Origin of the sequence: Thermodesulfobium acidiphilum, from assembly GCF_003057965.1 — a bacterium.
GTDB lineage: Bacteria > Thermodesulfobiota > Thermodesulfobiia > Thermodesulfobiales > Thermodesulfobiaceae > Thermodesulfobium > Thermodesulfobium acidiphilum.
Genome location: NZ_CP020921.1, coordinates 542,231 through 562,257, shown reverse-complemented (window position 1 = coordinate 562,257; position 20,027 = coordinate 542,231). Strand labels below are relative to the sequence as shown.

The window sequence follows — 20,027 nt, the reverse complement described above, 5'->3', positions numbered from 1 at the left end:
TTATCTGTGTAAAAATAAAGTTACACTCATTATATACCAGGTAGCAGGCAAAAAAATGATTTGAGATAAAATTAGAGATCCTAAAATTCTTGTAAAGAGGAGTAGATATACCATAGACTCAACGTTATTGTAAGTCCTTCTTTTGTGCAAAGCGTCATCAGTAATTAGTGCTGCAGTAGGATCGACAACAAAAGCCATTAATATAGTAGCAAGACCATTTACAATTCCAGAAAGTTGAGTAGCTGTCACTCTATAAGCAGCAAGGTGTGCTCCAGCAAACAGTGATGACATCACTCCAACTGTATATACGGCAACAACCACAATATTAAAAAAAATAAACTTTTTTGGAATTCCTTTAAAATCAAAATCTTCAAACCTCTTTATGAACTTTACATTAGCAAAATCCCTTGAAACAAGTTTAATATTTTTAAAGCTTAAAAGCTTAAAAAGGGCCATTGGAACTGATCCGGTTTCCTCAAACCATAAAATTATTCTTGAGAAAAAAGCAACAGAATATGGTAGTAATATTATTGCCAGAATATCTCCAAGTGCGCCGCAAAAGATAACAGCTCTAAAATTATTTCCCAATGTATCAATCTTACCTGTCAATACCGCCGAATCAACAAGTACGCCTAAAAGAGGAGCTTGAAACATATTTGACATCCTTGAAACCAGAGCGATTATATTATAGAAGGATAAAGAAGTAGTAATCTTACCTGTTCTTAAACCCGCTAAACGTAGCGCAGAAGCTGTAGCCTCCGAAAGGTGAATCGAAAAATCAAAAAACATTATTAAAAAAAGCAATTACAGATCCTTTAACTTTTCTTGAAGAACTTTATTTTGTTCACGGATATTTTTCTTCATATCTTCAGAAGCCTTTAAAAGCTTGCTCTTGATATCAGGATATTTAATTGACAAAATTCTCATGGCAAGATAAATTGCGTTTTTTACATTTCCAAGTCCAACTGTTGCAACAGGTACTCCCGAAGGCATCTGAACAATAGAAAACATTGAATCCATACCCGAAACAGGAGAATTCGTTAAAGGAACTCCTATAACAGGTAGAGTAGTTACAGCAGCTAATACACCAGGGAGGTGAGCAGCAAGGCCAGCAAAAGCAATAATTACTTCTGTACCTCTACTTTCTGCTTTTTTTGCCCACTCTATAGTTTCTTCTGTGTTTCTATGAGCAGAACTAACAACAAGTTCAAACTTAAGGTTAAACTTTTTAAGTTCCTTGATTGCAGGAATAATTGCTTCATAATCATTGTAACTTCCAATTACCAAAGAAATCATAAACCTATGTCCCTCCTAAAATGCATACCTTCGAAATTTATATACTTAATCGAACTGTAAGCCTTATTTCTTGCTTCTTCAAAGGTATCTCCCATACCTACTACGTTCAAAACTCTACCAGAAGAAGTAAAAAGATTATTTTTGTCTCTTACTACCCCTGCATAAAAGATTACAACGTCCTCATCCTCAAAAATTCTTTCATCAATATTTATTCTCTTTCCTGTCTCAGGATTATTTGGATATCCCTTTGCAGTCAGAACCACTGACAGGGCTTTTTTACTTGAAATTTTTGGTTCAGGTATTTTTTCGTTTTTTGCTACGACATACAAAAGTTCTGAAAAATTAAGAATTCTTGGAACAAGTACCTGTGCTTCAGGATCGCCAAACCTGCAATTGAATTCTAAAATCGACGGCCCTTCTTTTGTCAACATTATTCCAAAATATAAAACCCCTTGGTAAGAGATATTTTCCTTTCTCAAAGCTCTGATTGTAGGTTCAACAATATTATTTTGAATTTTGTTAATTTGAAATTCAGGTAGATCGTCAACAGGCGAATATGAACCCATACCCCCTGTATTAGGACCCTCATCAAAATCGTTTAACCTTTTATAATCTCTTGCATTATCCAAAACTACATGGCCTTTATCATTAATTAACACAAAAAGAGATAGTTCCTTCCCTACCAAACACTCTTCTACAATTATGTATTTGGAGGCCTCAGGAAAGTTATTTTTTAGAAAACCTATTGCCTCAAGAGCCTCTTCTTTCTCATGAGCTACTATTACTCCCTTTCCAGCTGCAAGCCCATCAGCTTTTATAACAACAGGATACTTACAATTATCAAAGTGCTTTATTAAGGAACCTTCGTCTTCATATATAACAAAGTCAGCAGTTGGAAGGTTGTTTCTCTTCATAAAAGATTTTGCAAAAACCTTACTTCCTTCCAGCTTTGCACCTTCCCTACCTGGCCCAAAAACCCAGAAGCCTTTTGATCTCAAAAAATCAGCAATTCCTTCGGTAAGCGGTTTTTCAGGGCCTACAACTATAAGGTCTACTCCTGCAACCTTACAAAAAGACTCTATCTCATCTTTTGAGAGAATCTTATTTATCCAGTTTAAAGACGTACCACCATTTCCTGGAGAAAGGAAAACATCCTTTCCTTCCTTTTTAAGACGCCAGGCAATCGCGTGTTCTCTTGCTCCACTACCAATAACTAAAATCGAACCCACATATACCTCCCAACTAAAAATATATTAATTCCTTTAAAGACCTCTTGGTTTTTTACCTAAATGTCATATTTTAATGATAAAAATGTCTTCTGTGAGTAAATACCATAGGTATCCCAAGCCTATCGGCCTCTTCAATCACTTCTTCATCTCTCCTAGAACCACCAGGTTGAATAATTGCCTTGATACCATATTCTCCTGCAAGAGTTATTGAATCTTTAAATGGGAAAAATCCATCAGAAGCAAGACTGGCTCCAATAGATCTTTCCTGCGCTCTCATTCCAGCAATTCTTACAGACATTACTCTACTTGACTGGCCAGCGCCAGCACCTACTAATTGGCCATCTTTTGCAAAAACAATTGCATTCGACTTAAAGTTTCTACATAATTTCCAGGCAAAGATTAAATCTTTCATTGTCTTTTCATCTGGCTTTACCTTAGTAACTACTTCTAGGTTATCTATTTTTAAAAAGTCTTCAGTTTGAAGCAAAAAACCAGCCCCAACTTGTTTTATGTTATAATTCCAATTAGTTCTTTTGGTTGAACCTCTCAAAATTCTTAAATTTCTTTTTTCCTGCAAAATTTCAAGAGCCTTTTCGGTAAAATCAATAGCATATACTACTTCGTAAAAGTTTTTATAAATTTCTCTAGCCAAAACTTCATCAACTACACCATTTATAGCCACTATACCACCGAAAGCCGACTCTTTATCACCTTCATAAGCCTTAATATAGGCAGTCAAGAGATCATCAGCAACTGCAAAACCACACGCTTGATTATGCTTTATTATTACAACTGCTTTCTCATCTATAAAATCATAAAGAAAGCGTAAGGCCGCATCTATATCTACAATATTATTAAAAGAAAGTTCCTTTCCGCTTAAAAACTCAGCATCAAGTGGATATCCATCTTCAGTTTTATAAAGAAAAGCTTTCTGATGAGGGTTTTCCCCGTATCTAAGGCTTTGAACTCTCTTGCCTGTAAGGGTAAATTGTTCCTGGAATAGATCTTCTGAAAGATACGCTGCTATATGAGAATCATAGGAGGCAGTGTGTTGAAAGGCTTTAGCAGCAAGATATTTTCTATACTCAAGTGTCATTGTATTGTTTCTCAAAAGTTCAATGGTCTTTTTATAATCGTCTGGATCCACCAAAACAAGTACGTCTTTATAATTTTTGGCAGCAGCCCTAATAAGAGCTACTCCTCCAATATCAATCATCTCAATTATTTCCTCAATTGGAGCACCCCTATTCAAAGTTTCAAGAAACGGATAAAGATTTACCACTACGATATCTATAGTATCTAAATTCTTTATCTGTTGTATATGATTTGGGTTATCTCTTTGGGCCAGAATACCACCGAAAATTATTGGATGAAGAGTTTTTACCCTTCCACCCAAAATCTCAGGAAAGTGAGTATATTCAGAAACTTCAATTACAGGAAAATCAAAAGACTTTAGATACTTTGCAGTTCCACCTGTTGAGAGTAAACCATAGCCTAATTTATTTATTTCTTTTGCAAATTCTTCAATACCATTCTTATTATAAACACTTATTAAAGCTCTTTGCATATTAGACCTCCTTAAAATTCATTGTACATATTATATATTTTTAATTTTTACCTTTCTTCCGTCAATTACCAATCTATTCTGAGCAAAGAGTGTGATAGCAAATGGATATATTTTGTGTTCTTCATTTAAAATTCTTGAGGCTAAAGTCTCCGGGTTGTCATCATCAAGTACAGGAACAACAGCTTGTAAGATTATTGGACCGGTATCAGTCCCAGCATCAACAAAATGAACAGTGCAACCGCTAACTCTTACACCATAATCAAGAGCCTGTTTTTGTGCGTTAAGCCCAGGGAAAGAGGGTAGAAGAGAGGGGTGTATATTCATTATTTTCCATTTAAAGCGTTCTACGAAATCAGAACTCAGAATTCTCATAAAACCAGCTAAAGCTATTAGTTCTACCTTATATGATTCCAAAATATTAATTATTTCTTTTTCAAAACTTAATTTACTGATAAATTTTTTTCTATCCACAACTTCATACGGAACGTCAAATTCTTTAGCTATTTCTATAGCTTTTGCATCTGGATTATCAACTATTAACACCTTTACTTCAGCACTATCTACCTTTTGTACAATAGCTTTAAAATTTGATCCTCTACCAGAAGCTAAAACTCCAACTTTTAGTTTATTCAAATTCAACTCTCCTCTCATCAGAGGAAACAATTTTGCCTATTACTTTAGCATTTGAACCTAAATATCTTAAAATTTCATCTACGTTCGAAGGGTTGACAACTAATATCATCCCAATACCCATGTTAAATACCCTATACATTTCTTCTTCGCTCACACCGTGATCTGAAATCCATTTAAAAATCCATGGTATGTCAAAATCCTTTTTTATCACTGCCTTAACGTTTTTTGGTAAAATCCTAATTAAATTTCCTTCTATACCACCTCCTGTAATGTGTGCAAGACCATTAATCATACCTTTTTCAATAAAAGGATATATATCTGAATAATAGACTTTAGTAGGTTTCAAAAGTTCTTTAGCCAAACTGATACCTTCTGGAGTTACACTTTTAAGTATATTAATTTTATAATCTTTAATAATTCTTCTTATTAGAGAAAAACCGTTGCTGTGAACTCCATTTGAAGCTAATCCAATTAAAATATTTCCTGATTTAATATTCCTTGGCAAAAGAGAAGACCTCTTAACAGCGCCTACTACAAAACCTGAGAGATCCCAGTCGCCTTTTTTATAAAGATCTGGCATTTCAGCAGTCTCTCCCCCTAATAAAACTCCACCTGTAGGTTTTAGGGCTTCGATTATGGAGGAAACAATTTCTAATGCGATTTTTGTATCTAATTTAGAACATGCAATATAATCTAAAAAAAATAAAGGCTTTCCACCGTGCACCAATATATCGTTAACGTTCATAGCTACTAAGTCTTGACCTATTCCACTCCAGATATTTGCCTTTTTTGCAACTAAAACTTTTGTCCCAACTCCATCACAAGAAGATAGCAAGATAAAATCAGAACCAAAATTATCAAGAGGATAAAAACCGGCAAAACCATCTCCCAAACTCTCAGAAAAAGATCCAAAAGCTTTATTAGTTATCTTTTTGATCTCATTTACAAACTTATTTGCACTCTCGATATTCACTCCAGATTTTTTATATGTTAGTTCTTCTTCTTGCATAACACACCTTCTTTCTATAAAACAATTATAAATTTATGATAAGAAAGTAATAAATATTAGTATTTATCATTTATCACTTTTCGTTTTTTTCAAGCACATACTTTTCTCTAACTTCCTCACTGGGTATATAAGTAGGATAATCTGCCCCAAAACAGGCAAGACATGGATATTCAATCCCGATAGCCTCAATAGTACTTTTTGTTGAAAGGTATGCCAGGCTATTTACACAAAGAAACTCCCTAATCTGCTCAACATTCATTTTACTAGCCAAAAGCTCTCCTCTTGAAGCAGTATCAATACCATAAAAACATGGATGGCTAACCATTGGAGAACTTACTCTAAAATGGATTTCTTTTGGCTCGCACTCCCAAAGCATTTTAACAATTTCCTTACTTGTCGTACCTCGAACAATAGAATCATCTACAACCACAACTCTTTTTCCTCTAACCAATTCCGAAATAGGATTTAATTTTAGGCGAACGCCTCTTTCTCTTAATTCTTTTGTAGGTTGAATAAAAGTCCTTCCTACATATCTATTTTTTATAAATACCTCGTTAAAGGGTATTTTGCACCTTTGGGCAAAGCCAATTGCAGCTGGAGTACCTGAGTCTGGTATACTGACAACTATATCAGCATCTACTGGCGATTCTTCAGCTAAAAGTTCGCCAAATCTCTTTCTAACCTCATAAAGTCGCTTTCCCATAACTACAGAATCAGGTCTAGCAAAGTATATATATTCAAAAGAACACAAGAAATTACCTTGTGGTTCTAATATTTGGTCCACTTCATAACCATTTCTGTGAATCCTAACCATTTCGCCAGGTGAAATTTCCTTAATAAATCTCGCACCAATAATGTCAAATGCACAAGTTTCAGACGATATCACAAAACCATCTTCATAAGAGCCCATACAAAGTGGTCTAAAACCCCATGGATCCCTAATTGCATAAATTTCTTCCTCAGTTAAAAAAACTAAAGAATAAGCACCAATGAATCCCTTACACACGTTGGCAAGAGTTGATTTAAAATCATCCTGGAAGTTTCTAGCAATTAAATGGCCCATAAGCTCTGTATCAGAAGATGTGTATGGTGAAATACCAAGGCTATAAACTTGCTCTCTGAGTTCTTTGACGTTCACAATATTTCCATTGTGCGCTAAAGCAAAGGTTCCGCCTTTATATCTCATCTTTAAAGGCTGTGCGTTTTCTATACTAGGCCTTCCAGTTGTTGAATACCTAACATGACCAAGAGCAGCATAACCATATAATTCCTGGAGTTCTCTTTCAGAAAATGCAGAAGATACTAAACCCATAGACCTTTGTATCATCAAACTTGTCCCATCAGTAGCAGCTATACCACAACTTTCTTGCCCTCTATGTTGAAGTGAATATAAAGCAAAATATGTATGCTTAGCAACATCTTTCCTCGATGGGCAAAGAATTCCAAATATTCCACACATGATTAAATTACCCTTCCATCAAAAAATTTTATATGACCTTCCACCCATGCTTTACCTATTACCGCACCGTTAAACCCAATGCTTTCAAGGACATGAATGTGTTCTTTTTTTGAGATTCCTCCAGCACCTATTAATCTGTGTTTTGGAAATATTTTTCTAATACTTTCAAATAACTCTTCCGAAGGATCAGAAAGCGTACCATCTTTATTTATGTCTGTAACCAAAAAACCCAGATTATTTTTGTTCGCAAATTTATTCTGTAAATCTTTTAATTCTAAGGAAATTGAAGAAGTCCATCCATGATAACAAAGTTTTTCATCCTTAAAATCTAAAGAAATAAGGACTTTGTCTCCAAAATCTTTTAAAATCCTATCAAGAGTTTCCTCATCAGTAAAAGCAACCGTTCCAATAATAACTCTATCGGCTCCCAACTTTGCCAGTTCCTTAACATCATCGTATTTTCTTATTCCTCCCCCCCATTGGACGACAAAACCCCTTGACTTTGCCATTTCAAGAACGTTAAATGCAGTAAATTTACCACTTTTAGAAGCCTCCAGATCAATTATGTGCACAAAATTAATTCCAGAAGATTTTAGCTTATCAAAATATTCTTCAGGTTTCCCATATATTTTTATTTTATCAAAATCACCTCGATAGAGTCTAACAACATTATTCCGGTATATATCAATTGCAGGTATTATTTCAAACATTTAACCTCCTTAAAAAGTAATTAGCCCTGTTGATGTTGGATAACATAAAGGTAAAAAATTTATAATCTATAACTATTTTATAACTTTTATAACTATATTGAACTCAAAAAATTATCCAAGAGCTTAAGTCCCCAACGTCCACTCTTTTCAGGGTGAAATTGACAGGCAAATACGTTTTCTTTTTCAACAACGCATACAAATTTTTTATCCACATATTCACTAAATCCCTTTTTGCAAGACAGATCATAAACTTCTGGATAATAAGAATGAACAAAATAGAAAGAAGAAGCATCAGGTATATCTTTAAAAAATTTCAAGTCAGAAGTATTAAAAACTTGGTTCCAACCAAGATGCGGTCTTATGAAATCCTTTTGAAATTCTACAACTTTTCCAGAAATAATTTTCAAACCTTCTGTAAATCCAAATTCATCAGAATAATCAAAAAGCAATTGCAAGCCCAAACAGATTCCAAAGAAGGGTTTACCTGAGTATATGAATTCCTTTAATGCTTCCCAAAGATTAGCTTCTTTAAGAGATTTATTTGCCTGTGCAAAGGAGCCTTGTCCAGGGAAAATCAAAGCATCGGCTTTTCTCAAATCTTCTTGATTCCAAATTTCTTTAAATTCATAACCCAAATAACTAATTGCTTTAAATACACTACCTAAATTTCCTCCTCCTTTATAGCACAAAACCCCTATCATTAAATACTCCCCTTAACAGATGGAATAGATCCCGAATTAGTCAAAGCTACAGCATCTTTCAAACATATAGCAAATGATTTAAAGCATGCTTCTGCAATATGATGGCTATTAAATCCAGAAATCTTCTTAAAATGAAGGTTTGCTTTCAAATTCATCGCTAGAGAGTTAAAAAAAACTTCTACAAGTTCTGTATTAAATTTGCCTATAATTTTGGAATCAAATTCAACATCATAAGAAAAATAAGGTCTGCCAGAAATATCTATAGCACACAAAACTAACGCATCGTCCATTGGCAGGATTGCATTTGAAAACCTTTTTATACCAACCTTATCCCCTAAGGCCTTTAATAAAGCTTCTCCAACAACAATTCCTACATCTTCAACGCTATGATGATAATCAACTTCTAAATCTCCTGTACACCTCAATTTCATGTCAACATTTGAGTGTTTTGAAAGAGTAGAGAGCATATGGTCAAAAAAACCAATATTAGTTAGTATTGAATTTTCTCCTGTTCCATCTATGTTAATTTCCAAATCAATGTCGGTTTCATAAGTTTTCCTTTTAATTTTTGACACTCTTGCTATTTTTTTCTTGCTTCCAAAAGTCATTTTGAAAACCTACCTCTCTTTGTTTGTTTGAAAGTAACTATAAATTCCAAAACCAAACTTTACTAAATTTTTAAACACCAGTTTAATCATAAAAATAAAGCTTAAAAAGGTAGCTTAATTTAAAGAATTTTATCCAAATAATCCCTTACATTTTCATACATTTTTGCAAAGGAAAAGTTTTCTATTTTGTCAATAAGCTGATTTGAATATGTTCCAGTTTTAACTCCAACAAATTCTACAGGTAATCCTTTTTCTCTTGCTCTTATAACCAATTCAAGGTCATCCAAAGTATCGCCCACGTAAGTCATTTGTGAACATTTGTTCATAACAAACATCTTCTCAAGAGGGGTAGGATCAGGCTTTTTAAAGCCGCTATCATCAGTAAAATAAAAATCATTCAACACAATTAGATTAACTGCCCTCAAAGCAACTTCGGCTTCCTTAAAACATCTTCCAGAATAAATTCCTATTTTTTGCCTATCTATAGAATAATTACAAAAATTAATCAAAGGTTTTTCTTGATAAATAAAACCTTTAAAAAATACATACTTTGGTTTCTCCAAATATATGTCAAAAAAAAGTTTTTCACCAAGGTAAAATTCTTGAAAGATTCTTTTAACAAACTCATAACCAATTTCTATTTTGGGGAGTTCACTATTTTTCTTGAAATAATTTTTCAAAATTTCAAGAAATTCTGCCTCTTCAAAAGTAGGATAATTCCAGCTAATTGCCAAAAGAGCATATGTTAAATCCCAATCATTATTAAACCCCCGCAGTGACTTTAAAAAGCCTATGTGTTCAATATTACATTTTGAGCTCTTACCAAATAAATTTCTAACATACTCAAAGGTCTTAATTGTAGATTCTACAAAAGAACCGTTAGTTTGGATCAAAACTCCATCTATATCAAAAACTATAAAATTACTCATTTAGTATTCTTTCAAGCTCCTTTAACAAGATATTTGTATCAGAACTTCTGCCAGCAGAAATCCTAATAAAGTTAGGCAAATATGGAAAATATCTTACTAAAACTTTTCTTTTTCTAAGCTTTTCAACAATATTTTTAGCAGGTTTATCAAATTTTGCTAACAAAAAGTTAGCTTCAGTAGGATAGGCTTTGATTCCCATTTTTAATAAGCCATCGTAAATTTTTTTTATCTCAGCACTAATAGCATCAATATTCGGCTTGAATAGGTTACTACTTTTAAGTAGAATGCTCCCTGCCACTTGTGAAAAGTGGGAAAGTAAATATGGTAATCTTACCTTTTCAACTTCATCTATTAGAAGTTTGTTTCCAAAAGCAAAACCAATTCTTATTCCTGCACCCGAAAAGGCTTTAGATAAGGTTCTCAATATTAAAACATTTGGATATAGCCTAAATTTGTCAACAAAGCTTTTTTTACTAAACTCAAAATAAACCTCGTCAATTAAGACAACTCCTATTGTACTATTAATTATACTTTCTATATATTCTTCTGGAAAACAGTTTCCAGTTGGGTTGTTAGGATTACATATCACAACTACTGAAGGCTTTTTTTCTTTCAAAACATCAATTGTTTTTTCAATAGGTATTGTAAAGTCTTCATTTAAAGGAATTTCTATATACTCAACTCCCAAATTCCTTGAAGCTATTTGATAAGTAGGAAATGTCGGCCTAAAGGAAAGGACAGGACCATTATTTAATGCAAATGCCATAATTACATTTTGGATAACTTCATCGCAACCATTTCCTACAGTAACTTCTTCGGGTTTTATTTTACCAACATATTGGCTAAATGCTTCTTTTACAGAACTGCACCACGCATCAGGATAATGATTCAGTCGAAGCCTAGAAAACGCACTAATAATTTCCTCTTTCACCTGCACTGGTAAATCAAATGGACTTTCATTTCTATCAAGCCTAATTGCATCTTCAACCTCTACTGGTCTATATGGTTCAATCTCTAAAAGGTCCTTTCTAAACAACGTCATCTTTTATGCCTGCCTGAATAGAAGCTGCGTTAATTACATTTTCCATCAAAGACATTATAGTCAGAGGTCCTACACCACCCGGCACTGGAGTAAGATAACCAGCTACATCAAAAACATCATCAAAATCAACGTCACCAACGATTTTACCATCTACTCTGGATATTCCTACATCAACTACTACTGCCCCTTTTTTTACATACTCTCTATTTACCATTTTTGCTTTTCCAGTGGCAACAATTAATATGTCTGCTTCTTTGCATATATTTTTTAGGTCCATAGTTTTTGAATGTACAATAGTTGGTGTGGCATTCTCATGCAAAAGCATCAAAAAAATTGGCAGACCTACAAGTTGACTCCTTCCAAGAATTACAGCTCTTTTACCAATAAGTTCTATTTTGTATTCTTTTAATAAGCGAATTATCCCACTTGGAGTACATGGCCTCAAACCAGGCATGTTTTTGTATAACAAGCCACATGAAAAAACATTTAAGCCATCTACATCCTTTTCAGGACTAACCAAAGATAAAACCCTTTCTTTGTCAATGCCCTTGGGTAAGGGTAATTGAACTATTATTCCATTTATCTCTTTGTCTTTATTCAGAGAAGAAACTCTATTTTCTATTCTTTCCTGATCCAGGCCTTCCTCTTCTATAAGAATGGGTTTTATGCCCAATTTTTCACACATTGCAACTTTCTTTTTAACATAAACCTTTGACGCTTCATCATCATTAAATCTTGCAACCGCAAGACAGACACTTACTCCTTTTGTTTTTAGATTTTGCACTCTTAAAATATTTTTTTTCTCCCATTGACTAGCTACCTCTTTTCCGTTTAATATAATTGCACTCAACTTTATCAACTCCATATTTTTTATGATACTTTATTATAAGACAATAAGGTAAAAAATTTTATTTTATTTTTTTAATTATTATAAAAAAAAACTTAAAGAGGAGAGCATAGAATGGAAGAGTATAAAGAAAATTCAAGGCTACTGGCAATTAGAGGAGCTACTACTCTATTAAAAGACGATCCAAATGAAATAAAGGAAAAGGTTATTGAGTTGGTCACTAAAATGGTTAATGAAAATGATATAAAGGAAGAAGATATGGTTAACTTTTTTATATCAGTAACTAATGACATTCACTCTGAATTTGCAGGAAAATTTGTAAGAGAAACATTTCCATCCACTCCAGTTTTCGGGACATTAGAGGCAAAAGTTGTTAATGCACCAAAAATGTGTATAAGAATACTTTTACAGTGCTATAGCAAAAAGGCAAAAAACCAAATAAAACATATATTTCTTAATGAAGCATCAAAATTAAGGCCCGATCTTATAAGAGATTAAGAATATATATTAAACTTTCTCTCTATTGCTAGTCCTTACAATGTTTTCTATGTCTAACTTTATCTGTTTTTTTAACGCGGCAATTGAATCGAATTTTATCTCGTCTCTAATTTTAGATTTAAAGTAAACTGTAATAACTTCCTGGTAAAGATTGCCTTCAAAGTTTATTACATGTACTTCAATAGATCTTCTTTTCCCACCAACAGTTGGTTTTACACCAATATTAAGCGCTCCTAAATATCTCTCACCTGCAATTTCAACCTCAGCAGAATAAACTCCTGATTGTGGAACGATTTTATATTCAGGCAATCTAAGATTAGCAGTTGGAAAGCCTAAAAATGTGCCTATACGGTCTCCATGAATTACTTCTCCAGAAACAAAAAAATCCCAACCAAGTAGCTTATTTGCCTCATCAATCTTTCCAGATATTATAAGCCTCCTAATTCTTGAGCTTGAAATTGGAACTCCGTCAAATATATACAGGTTTGCAATGTCTACGTTAAATCCAAACTTATTTCCCAGTTCCTTTAAAAGATTAACGTCTCCACCTTTTTTGCGTCCAAAATGGAAATTTTCCCCTTCAACAATTGTATTAATTTTAAAATTACTACAAAGAAAATTAATAAATTCTTCTGGAGTAAGTTTTGAGAGTGACTCATCGAACTGCAAAACTATTACCTCATCAACGTGTTCTAACAACAACCTTATTCTTTCCTCAATAATAGTAATTAGCGACAGATTTTCTATGCTTTTAAAAAAAATCCTCGGGTGCGGTTCGAATGTTACTACGCTAATTAAATCCTCACTATCTTTTCTCATTTTTTTAAGTTGCTTAAATAACAATTGATGTCCTAAATGTACTCCGTCAAATGTACCAATGGTCAAAAATCTTGATCCATTTTTATTTTCTTTTCTATAAATACCTCTTATCATATAATTATCACCTTATTAGGTTTCCAAATTTTTTTCTCACCTTTAGATTTTTCAGCCAAACCCAGAAATGTCCCAGACATACAAAATATTCTTAATATTTCAAAATTATCAAAATCCTTCTTTATCCAAACTTCTTGACCAGCTACAAATTTCTTAGCATTCTCATAATTTAATACTACAACTGGTATATGTGACAACATCTTGTTCACAGGAATTATAACTTTAAAATATTCTCTTCTCATAATCAAATTTCTTAATTTCTCAAGACTAATGCTATCCTTTAGATGAAAGTCTCCAGATGTTTCCCTAAGCAAAAATGTCATTGTCCCAATAGTTCCCAGCTTTACAGCTATATCTTCACACAAAGTTCTTATATATGTTCCAAAGGAACACAAAACCTCAAACCAAAGCGAATTTTTATTTCGTTTAATAAATTTAAGTTGCTTTATATTTACTTCTTTATATCGCTCAGGGACTTTCTGATTTGCTCTTGCCAACTCATAAAACCTCTTGCCTTCAACCTTAGAAGCAGAATAAGAAGGTACTTTTTGGAAATAGCAACCTATAAGATCAGAACAAACAGAAATAATCCTTTCATCAGAAATATGTGGAATAGTTTGAACATCTAAAACATCTCCTTCTTGATCTCCAGTAGTAGTCTTAAACCCCAAAGTAAGCTCAAAGAGATATTTTTTATCCTTATTCTCAATAAATTCACAAAGCCTGGTAGCCTTTCCTAAAGCTATAGGTAAAACTCCTACTGCGCACGGATCAAGCGTTCCTAAATGTCCTATCTTTATGTCAGCACCAAGCTCGTCTTTAAACATCTTCTTAATTGAGTCAACAACTTCAAAAGAACTTTTAGATTTATCTTTAAAAACGTTTAAAAAGCCGTTAAGCACCAAAAACCTCTTTTTTAGTGTAGCTCAAAACTAAATCGACTATTTCATCAAAGTTACCATCAACAACAGCTCCCGCTGCTTCAGGATGTCCCCCACCTCCAAAGTGTTCAGCAATAGAGTTAAGCTTTCCTGTATTCTTCCCTCTAAAACTTATTTTTACTTTACCTGGTTGATCCTCTCTAAAGACTATCGATACTCTACAATTCTTTATTCTTCTTAACCATTCAATAAGACCTTTAGTAATATCTGGTTCTAGCGAAAAATTTATAAAATCTTTGTATGATATAGAAAGCCATGAAATACCATCAGAAGCCTTTAGTTTAGATAATAAAAAACCCATTTTTGCAATACTGCTCGCATCTCTCTCATAATACCTCATAACCAAACTCATATCTACACCGTATTCTAATAATTTTGAAGCAACTTTTAAACATTTTTCATTAGTATTTGTATAATAAAATCCGCCCGTATCGTAGTGTAAAGCCAAATATAAGTACGTCGCTACCAGATTATTTATATTTTGTTTCATCTTTTTTATAACATCAAAAACTAAAACAGCAGTTGCACTAGCAGTAGTGTCAATGTATATGTTAGCAGAATCAAAATATGGACCGTGATGATGATCGATTATAAAAAAATTCTTGTATTTTGGAAAAATTTCTTCATATGGTTTCCCTATTCTTTTCAATGAAGATGCATCAAGTAATATTGCAACTCTCGAAAAATCAAAATCATTGCCAGTATATACGTTTTCCATACCCGGAAAATCCATAACACTATTTGGAGTTCTGTAAGGCTTTATAAATCTTACATCCTTTCCTATTGACTTCAGGTAAAAATATAAAGCAAGACTAGAACCTATAGCGTCACCATCAGGTTCTAAGTGTGTAAAAATATCAAAAGAATTGGCGTTACTTAATAAGTTTAAAATTCTAGCACATATTTTACTCAGAACTGCTCACCCATTTCAGTGTTCAATTTTTCTTAGTATTTCGAATATTTTATCTCCTCTTTCAAGGGAATTATCTATAGCAAAAAGAATTTGTGGAGCATACTTTAAACCAATTCTTCTTGCCAGTTCTCCTCTCAAAAATCTTGATGCGGAAACAAGTCCTTTCATTGTTTCTTCTTTTGATTTTTCATCTCCGTATATGCTAACCCAAACTTTTATATTCTTGTGATCACTCGACATATCTAATTCCATTATAGAAACCATACTTTTAATACGAACGTCCTTTAGTTCGTACAATAAAATAGCAAGTTCTTTCTTAATTGTTTCTTTCAGTCTTTCGGATTTTACGCTCATTTTATTTTAAACCTCCTGTAAGAGTAAAAACAGAAAATAGATTAGATCTAATAAATTTCAATGTTATATGAAATAAGCCTAATATCAGGTCTATCAAGGAAAAAATTAACATAATAGTCATAGAGTCTTTTTATATCTACTTCGTTTTCTTTTACCACTGATAAATATAAAGTACTTGATCTAATATTCTTATTAAGAACTTCAAGCACACTAATATTTTGCTTTTTTATATCCGAAATAATTGCTTGCATAATTTTTCTATGTTCTTTTATGCTAACAATATATGGAAAATAAAGCTCAAATTCAATTAAACAAGTTCTTATCATAATAATCACTAAATTAAATTTAAATTTTCTAGAACTTTAAAGTTGAATTAATACTTTTAAAATAGTTTTGAATCAAATTAACTATATTCTATAAAACTCAAAAATATTAACAAGCTACTTCTACTAATTTATATATCTCAAAAATATCGTTTTCCTTTATATCGTGAAAATCTTTTATCGAAATTCCACATTCATATCCCTGATTCACTTCTTTTACGTCATCTTTAAATCTCTTTAAAGAAGACAACTCGCCTTCATGAATAATAACATTATCTCTCAAAACTCTTACCTTTGCATCTCTTGTAACCTTCCCGTCCACAACATAACAACCTGCAACAAGACCTATTTTTGGAACTTTAAAAGTTTGTCTAACCTCAGCCCTTCCAAGTATTGTCTCTTCATATTTTGGCGGAAGCAAGCCCTTAACGGCTTTCGAAATATCTTCAATAAGATCATATATAACCCTATAAGTCCTAATATCAATACCTTCCTCAGAAGCAAGCTTTAAAGCCGTATTAGATGGTCTTACATTAAAGCCAATTATAATAGCCTGAGAAGCAGAAGCAAGCATAACATCAGATTCAGAAATTCCACCCGTTCCAGACGATAGAATGTTTATAGTTACATTCTCTTCTTTAATCTTCGCCAAAGATGTAAGAATGGCCTCTAGTGATCCTTGAGAATCAGCTTTCAAAATAAGCCTTAATTCTTTTACTTCAGATAGATTTGTACCCTGTACAAAACAGGATAAAGTTGGTTTTTTCATCCTCTGCATTTGTAATTCTTTTTTCTTATTAAGCATTTTTTCAGCCATTAATTTTGCTTCTTTATCACTCTTTACAGCAATCAGATTATCTCCTGCTTCAGGAACCATATTGATACCGAGTATCTCAACAGGGGTTGAAGGTCCTGCTTCTTTTAATCTTTTACCCCTGTCATTAATTAATGCTCTTATTCTTCCACTAGCAGCACCCACACAGACAAAATCTCCTACCTTTAAAGTGCCTTTTTGAACTAATATAGTGGCTACAGGACCTCTATTTTTATCCAACTTCGCTTCCAAAACCAGACCTCTTGCTAAAGTCTTCGGATTAGCTTTGTATTCCATCAATTCTGCCAATAGCAATGTCATTTCTAAAAGCTCGTCTATACCTTCTCCCGTTTTAGCCGAGACTTTAACAAATATGGTCTTCCCACCCCATTCTTCAGGAATTAAACCATATTCAGTTAATTGTTGCATTATCTTTTCTGGCTGTGCCCCAGGTTTATCAATTTTATTTATAGCAACCATTATCTGGACCCCCGCTGCTTTTGCATGTTGAATTGCTTCAATAGTTTGAGGTTTTACTCCATCATCAGCTGCCACTACCAAAATTACAATATCAGTAACGTTTGCACCCCTTGCTCTCATAGCTGTAAATGCTTCATGGCCTGGCGTATCAATAAAGGTAATTTTCTTGCCACTAATTTCTACTTGATATGCACCAATCTTTTGTGTAATTCCACGAAATTCCTTGGATGCAATTTTTGTTTTTTGAATTTTATCTAAAAGCGTTGTTTTGCCATGATCTACATGACCCATAACAGTAACAATTGGGGGTCTGGGTTTGAGATCGGCTTCGTTTTCAATTTCACTCTCTTCAAAAGTTAAAGATTCTTCCTCTTTTAACTTTGGTTCATAACCAAATTCACTTACTACTCTCTCGATAAGGCTTATATTTAAAGCTTGATTTATAGTTGCAAGTGTTTTGAGCTTTATTAATTTTTTTATGACTTCGCTCTCTTTAACATTGATCTTTTGTGCAATCTCTCTCGGAGTCATGCCATCTGATATATATAAAATCTTTTTTTCCTCAACTTTTGGCTCTTCACTTATCTGAGATTCTTTTTCTTGAACTGCAACTTCAGGCTGTTCTGCTACAACAACTTTAGTCATATCCTCTTTTTGCAAGATCTTCCTATCAACCTCAACTTTTTCAGTTTCTTTAGTAGCTTCAACTTTATCTTCAGCTTCAATAGTAGATCTAACCATAAACTCTTCTTCTTCTGCCACAGAAGACAAAGAAGACTTAACAGTTACCCCCAAACCAGAAAGTATTTCCATTACTTTTTTAGAAGAAACGCCCAGTTCTCTTGCAAGTTCATATATTCTTTTCAATCAGCGCTCACCTCCTCGACTTTGTATTATTATATTTTTAAAATATCTTTCAATTTCATTATAGATCTTTGTGTCTACATTTGTTTTAAGAGATCTTGCAATTATGTTTTTTTTCTTAAAATTACTAGAACTTATACATGAGAAACAAATATAACAGCCTCTTCCAATATTTTTCTTTTCATAATCCACAATTAAACCTTTATCTTTAACCTTTGCAACTCTAATCATATCTTTTTTTGGAAGAATTCTTCCGCAAAAAATACACTTTCTATGTTCTTTAATCATACTAAAGCTGTTCTTCTATTTTAATATCAATTTTATAACCAGTTAATTTATGTGCTAATCTTACATTTTGCGCATCTTTTCCAATTGCCAAAGAAAGCTGTGATTTATCGACATATACTCTTGATTCTTTTTTAACCTGATCCAATATTTCTACCCTTCTAATTTTAGCAGGGGAAAGGGCACTTGCTATATAAATTTTTGGATCTGGATTGTATAAAATTACATCAATTTTTTCTCCCCTAAGCTCTCTTGTGACATTTTGTATCCTGGAATTCCTCAATCCCAAGCAAACTCCTAATGGATCAACATGAGGATCCCGTGATAAAACTGCTATTTTAGTTCTACTACCAGGATCTCTAGCTATTGACACTATCTCTACAATACCAGATCTAATTTCAGCCGATTCAAGCTCAAATATCCTTTTAACCAGATTTGGATGACTTCTAGATAAAATTATTTCAACGTCTTTTTTCTGCTTTTTAACCGATAAAACGTAAAAAACGTATCTTTCGTTAATGCTATATTTGTCTTGAAAAACTGTTTCTTTTTGAGGCAATATCCCTTCAGCTCTTCCAAGCTGTACTATCCAATTCTTTCCTTCAGACCTTAAAATCTTTCCAGAAATAACGCCAAAGACCCTATCTTTAAATTCTTCATAAACAGCATCTCTTTCGGCTTCTTTTATTTTTTGTTGCCAAACTTGTTTCGCTGTTAAAGCAGCAATTCTACCAAAATTTTTAGGATCTACCTGTACTTCTATAGTTTCGCCAATATTAATTTTAGGATCGATCTCCCTAGCTTGTGCAAGGGATATTTCATCAAAGATGTTATTAACTTTATCAACAACAGTTTTTTTAACTACTATTTCTAAAACTCCACTGTCAGGAATTATTTTTAAAGTAACATTCTTTGATGGATAATATTTTTTATATGAAGCTAAAAGAGCCGATTCCAAAGCAGATACCATAGCAGGCAAAGAAACACCCTTTTCTTTTTCTAACTGTTCAAGTACATGTAAATCTATTTTCATTGCTTATCTCCCTTAAACCTGAAATGTATTCTAACTTCTTTTATATCATTTCGGTTTATCTTTTCTTTAGATTTTTCAGTGTTTACAAAAATATAATTACCATCACTATCAATTCCTTCAAGTATACCAATAATAGGATTGATATTTTGTTTTTGGAACGTTACTATTATTTCTTCTCCTTTGAATCTAACAAAATCAGAATCTTTTTTTAATTTTCTTTCTATTCCTGGAGAAGATACCTCAAGATAAAAACTCTCAGGAATTATGTCATAGTAATCCAAAACAACACTTAATTTTTTTGATACTAACTCACAATCATCAAGAGAAACGGGTTTTTCAACGTTATCGATGAATACCCTTAATATCCATCTCTTGCCTTGTTTAAAGTATTCTAGATCATAGAGCTCAAATCCTATGTCTAACAATACTTTTTCAACTATATTAAGTAGTTTTTCTTTAATGTCTTTCGATCTCAAAAAATTTCTTCCTTTCAGGTTTTAAAAACATAAAGAGTGGGTAATTACCCACTCTAACTAAGAACTTAAAATGTTATAATAAA

General features: G+C 32.9%; 23 protein-coding genes. 1 reads left to right on the top strand and 22 read right to left on the bottom strand.

The window, feature by feature from the left end; genetic code table 11:
- The 13 genes from TDSAC_RS02950 to TDSAC_RS02890 all read right to left on the bottom strand — a co-directional run bounded on the left by TDSAC_RS02950 (position 1) and on the right by TDSAC_RS02890 (position 12,033).
- Entirely contained in the window at positions 1-804 is an 804-nt protein-coding gene (locus tag TDSAC_RS02950; RefSeq protein WP_108308800.1) for a lipid II flippase family protein, read from the bottom strand.
- Entirely contained in the window at positions 805-1,296 is a 492-nt protein-coding gene (gene purE, locus TDSAC_RS02945; protein ID WP_013755989.1) for a 5-(carboxyamino)imidazole ribonucleotide mutase, read from the bottom strand.
- Positions 1,293-2,525, bottom strand: coding sequence for a phosphoribosylamine--glycine ligase (gene purD, locus TDSAC_RS02940; RefSeq protein ID WP_199919876.1), 1,233 nt, complete (start codon positions 2,523-2,525; stop codon positions 1,293-1,295). The genes purE and purD overlap by 4 nt, the downstream gene beginning before the upstream one ends.
- Before the next feature lie 70 nt (positions 2,526-2,595).
- Positions 2,596-4,092, bottom strand: coding sequence for a bifunctional phosphoribosylaminoimidazolecarboxamide formyltransferase/IMP cyclohydrolase (purH, locus tag TDSAC_RS02935; RefSeq protein WP_108308798.1), 1,497 nt, complete (start codon positions 4,090-4,092; stop codon positions 2,596-2,598).
- Positions 4,093-4,122: 30 nt separating this feature from the next.
- Entirely contained in the window at positions 4,123-4,725 is a 603-nt protein-coding gene (purN, locus tag TDSAC_RS02930) for a phosphoribosylglycinamide formyltransferase (RefSeq protein ID WP_108308797.1), read from the bottom strand.
- Positions 4,718-5,734, bottom strand: a complete 1,017-nt coding sequence (gene purM / locus TDSAC_RS02925) for a phosphoribosylformylglycinamidine cyclo-ligase (protein ID WP_108308796.1) — start codon at positions 5,732-5,734, stop codon at positions 4,718-4,720. Before purM ends, purN begins: the two co-directional genes overlap by 8 nt.
- A gap of 73 nt (positions 5,735-5,807) precedes the next feature.
- Positions 5,808-7,193 (bottom strand): amidophosphoribosyltransferase, encoded by a 1,386-nt coding sequence (gene purF / locus TDSAC_RS02920; protein WP_108308795.1) that lies wholly within the window; start codon positions 7,191-7,193, stop codon positions 5,808-5,810.
- A 2-nt stretch (positions 7,194-7,195) separates the two neighbouring features.
- Positions 7,196-7,903, bottom strand: a complete 708-nt coding sequence (locus tag TDSAC_RS02915) for a 1-(5-phosphoribosyl)-5-[(5-phosphoribosylamino)methylideneamino]imidazole-4-carboxamide isomerase (protein WP_108308794.1) — start codon at positions 7,901-7,903, stop codon at positions 7,196-7,198.
- Between the two features lie 92 nt (positions 7,904-7,995).
- The gene (gene hisH / locus TDSAC_RS02910; RefSeq protein ID WP_108308793.1) at positions 7,996-8,604 is read right to left on the bottom strand and encodes an imidazole glycerol phosphate synthase subunit HisH; all 609 of its coding nucleotides are present in this window, start codon (positions 8,602-8,604) and stop codon (positions 7,996-7,998) included.
- Complete coding sequence (gene hisB, locus TDSAC_RS02905) at positions 8,604-9,212, bottom strand: imidazoleglycerol-phosphate dehydratase HisB (protein ID WP_108308792.1); 609 nt, start codon at positions 9,210-9,212, stop codon at positions 8,604-8,606. Before hisB ends, hisH begins: the two co-directional genes overlap by 1 nt.
- A gap of 119 nt (positions 9,213-9,331) precedes the next feature.
- Positions 9,332-10,141, bottom strand: a complete 810-nt coding sequence (locus TDSAC_RS02900) for an HAD family hydrolase (RefSeq protein ID WP_108308791.1) — start codon at positions 10,139-10,141, stop codon at positions 9,332-9,334.
- Entirely contained in the window at positions 10,134-11,183 is a 1,050-nt protein-coding gene (hisC, locus tag TDSAC_RS02895; protein ID WP_108308790.1) for a histidinol-phosphate transaminase, read from the bottom strand. Before hisC ends, TDSAC_RS02900 begins: the two co-directional genes overlap by 8 nt.
- A complete protein-coding gene (locus TDSAC_RS02890; RefSeq protein WP_108308789.1) occupies positions 11,170-12,033 on the bottom strand; it encodes a bifunctional 5,10-methylenetetrahydrofolate dehydrogenase/5,10-methenyltetrahydrofolate cyclohydrolase in 864 nt (287 codons plus the stop codon). Before TDSAC_RS02890 ends, hisC begins: the two co-directional genes overlap by 14 nt.
- Positions 12,034-12,144: 111 nt before the next feature.
- Between TDSAC_RS02890 and aroH the strand changes: the two genes are divergently transcribed.
- Entirely contained in the window at positions 12,145-12,528 is a 384-nt protein-coding gene (gene aroH, locus TDSAC_RS02885; RefSeq protein ID WP_108308788.1) for a chorismate mutase, read from the top strand.
- A 9-nt stretch (positions 12,529-12,537) separates the two neighbouring features.
- Here aroH and TDSAC_RS02880 read toward each other — a convergent pair whose 3' ends face one another.
- The 9 genes from TDSAC_RS02880 to TDSAC_RS02840 all read right to left on the bottom strand — a co-directional run bounded on the left by TDSAC_RS02880 (position 12,538) and on the right by TDSAC_RS02840 (position 19,944).
- Positions 12,538-13,461: a bifunctional riboflavin kinase/FAD synthetase gene (locus tag TDSAC_RS02880; protein WP_108308787.1), complete on the bottom strand. Its 924-nt coding sequence runs from the start codon at positions 13,459-13,461 to the stop codon at positions 12,538-12,540.
- A complete protein-coding gene (truB, locus tag TDSAC_RS02875) occupies positions 13,458-14,363 on the bottom strand; it encodes a tRNA pseudouridine(55) synthase TruB (protein ID WP_199919874.1) in 906 nt (301 codons plus the stop codon). The genes TDSAC_RS02880 and truB overlap by 4 nt, the downstream gene beginning before the upstream one ends.
- The gene (locus TDSAC_RS02870; RefSeq protein ID WP_267894115.1) at positions 14,356-15,258 is read right to left on the bottom strand and encodes a DHH family phosphoesterase; all 903 of its coding nucleotides are present in this window, start codon (positions 15,256-15,258) and stop codon (positions 14,356-14,358) included. The genes truB and TDSAC_RS02870 overlap by 8 nt, the downstream gene beginning before the upstream one ends.
- Positions 15,259-15,330: 72 nt before the next feature.
- Complete coding sequence (gene rbfA / locus TDSAC_RS02865) at positions 15,331-15,669, bottom strand: 30S ribosome-binding factor RbfA (RefSeq protein WP_108308784.1); 339 nt, start codon at positions 15,667-15,669, stop codon at positions 15,331-15,333.
- A gap of 47 nt (positions 15,670-15,716) precedes the next feature.
- Positions 15,717-15,995: a DUF503 family protein gene (locus TDSAC_RS02860; protein ID WP_108308783.1), complete on the bottom strand. Its 279-nt coding sequence runs from the start codon at positions 15,993-15,995 to the stop codon at positions 15,717-15,719.
- A gap of 106 nt (positions 15,996-16,101) precedes the next feature.
- Entirely contained in the window at positions 16,102-18,153 is a 2,052-nt protein-coding gene (gene infB, locus TDSAC_RS02855) for a translation initiation factor IF-2 (RefSeq protein ID WP_108308782.1), read from the bottom strand.
- Complete coding sequence (locus TDSAC_RS02850; protein WP_108308781.1) at positions 18,154-18,438, bottom strand: YlxR family protein; 285 nt, start codon at positions 18,436-18,438, stop codon at positions 18,154-18,156.
- 1 nt (position 18,439) lies between these two features.
- A complete protein-coding gene (gene nusA, locus TDSAC_RS02845) occupies positions 18,440-19,468 on the bottom strand; it encodes a transcription termination factor NusA (RefSeq protein WP_108308780.1) in 1,029 nt (342 codons plus the stop codon).
- The gene (locus tag TDSAC_RS02840; RefSeq protein ID WP_199919872.1) at positions 19,465-19,944 is read right to left on the bottom strand and encodes a ribosome maturation factor RimP; all 480 of its coding nucleotides are present in this window, start codon (positions 19,942-19,944) and stop codon (positions 19,465-19,467) included. Before TDSAC_RS02840 ends, nusA begins: the two co-directional genes overlap by 4 nt.
- Positions 19,945-20,027 lie beyond the last annotated feature (83 nt).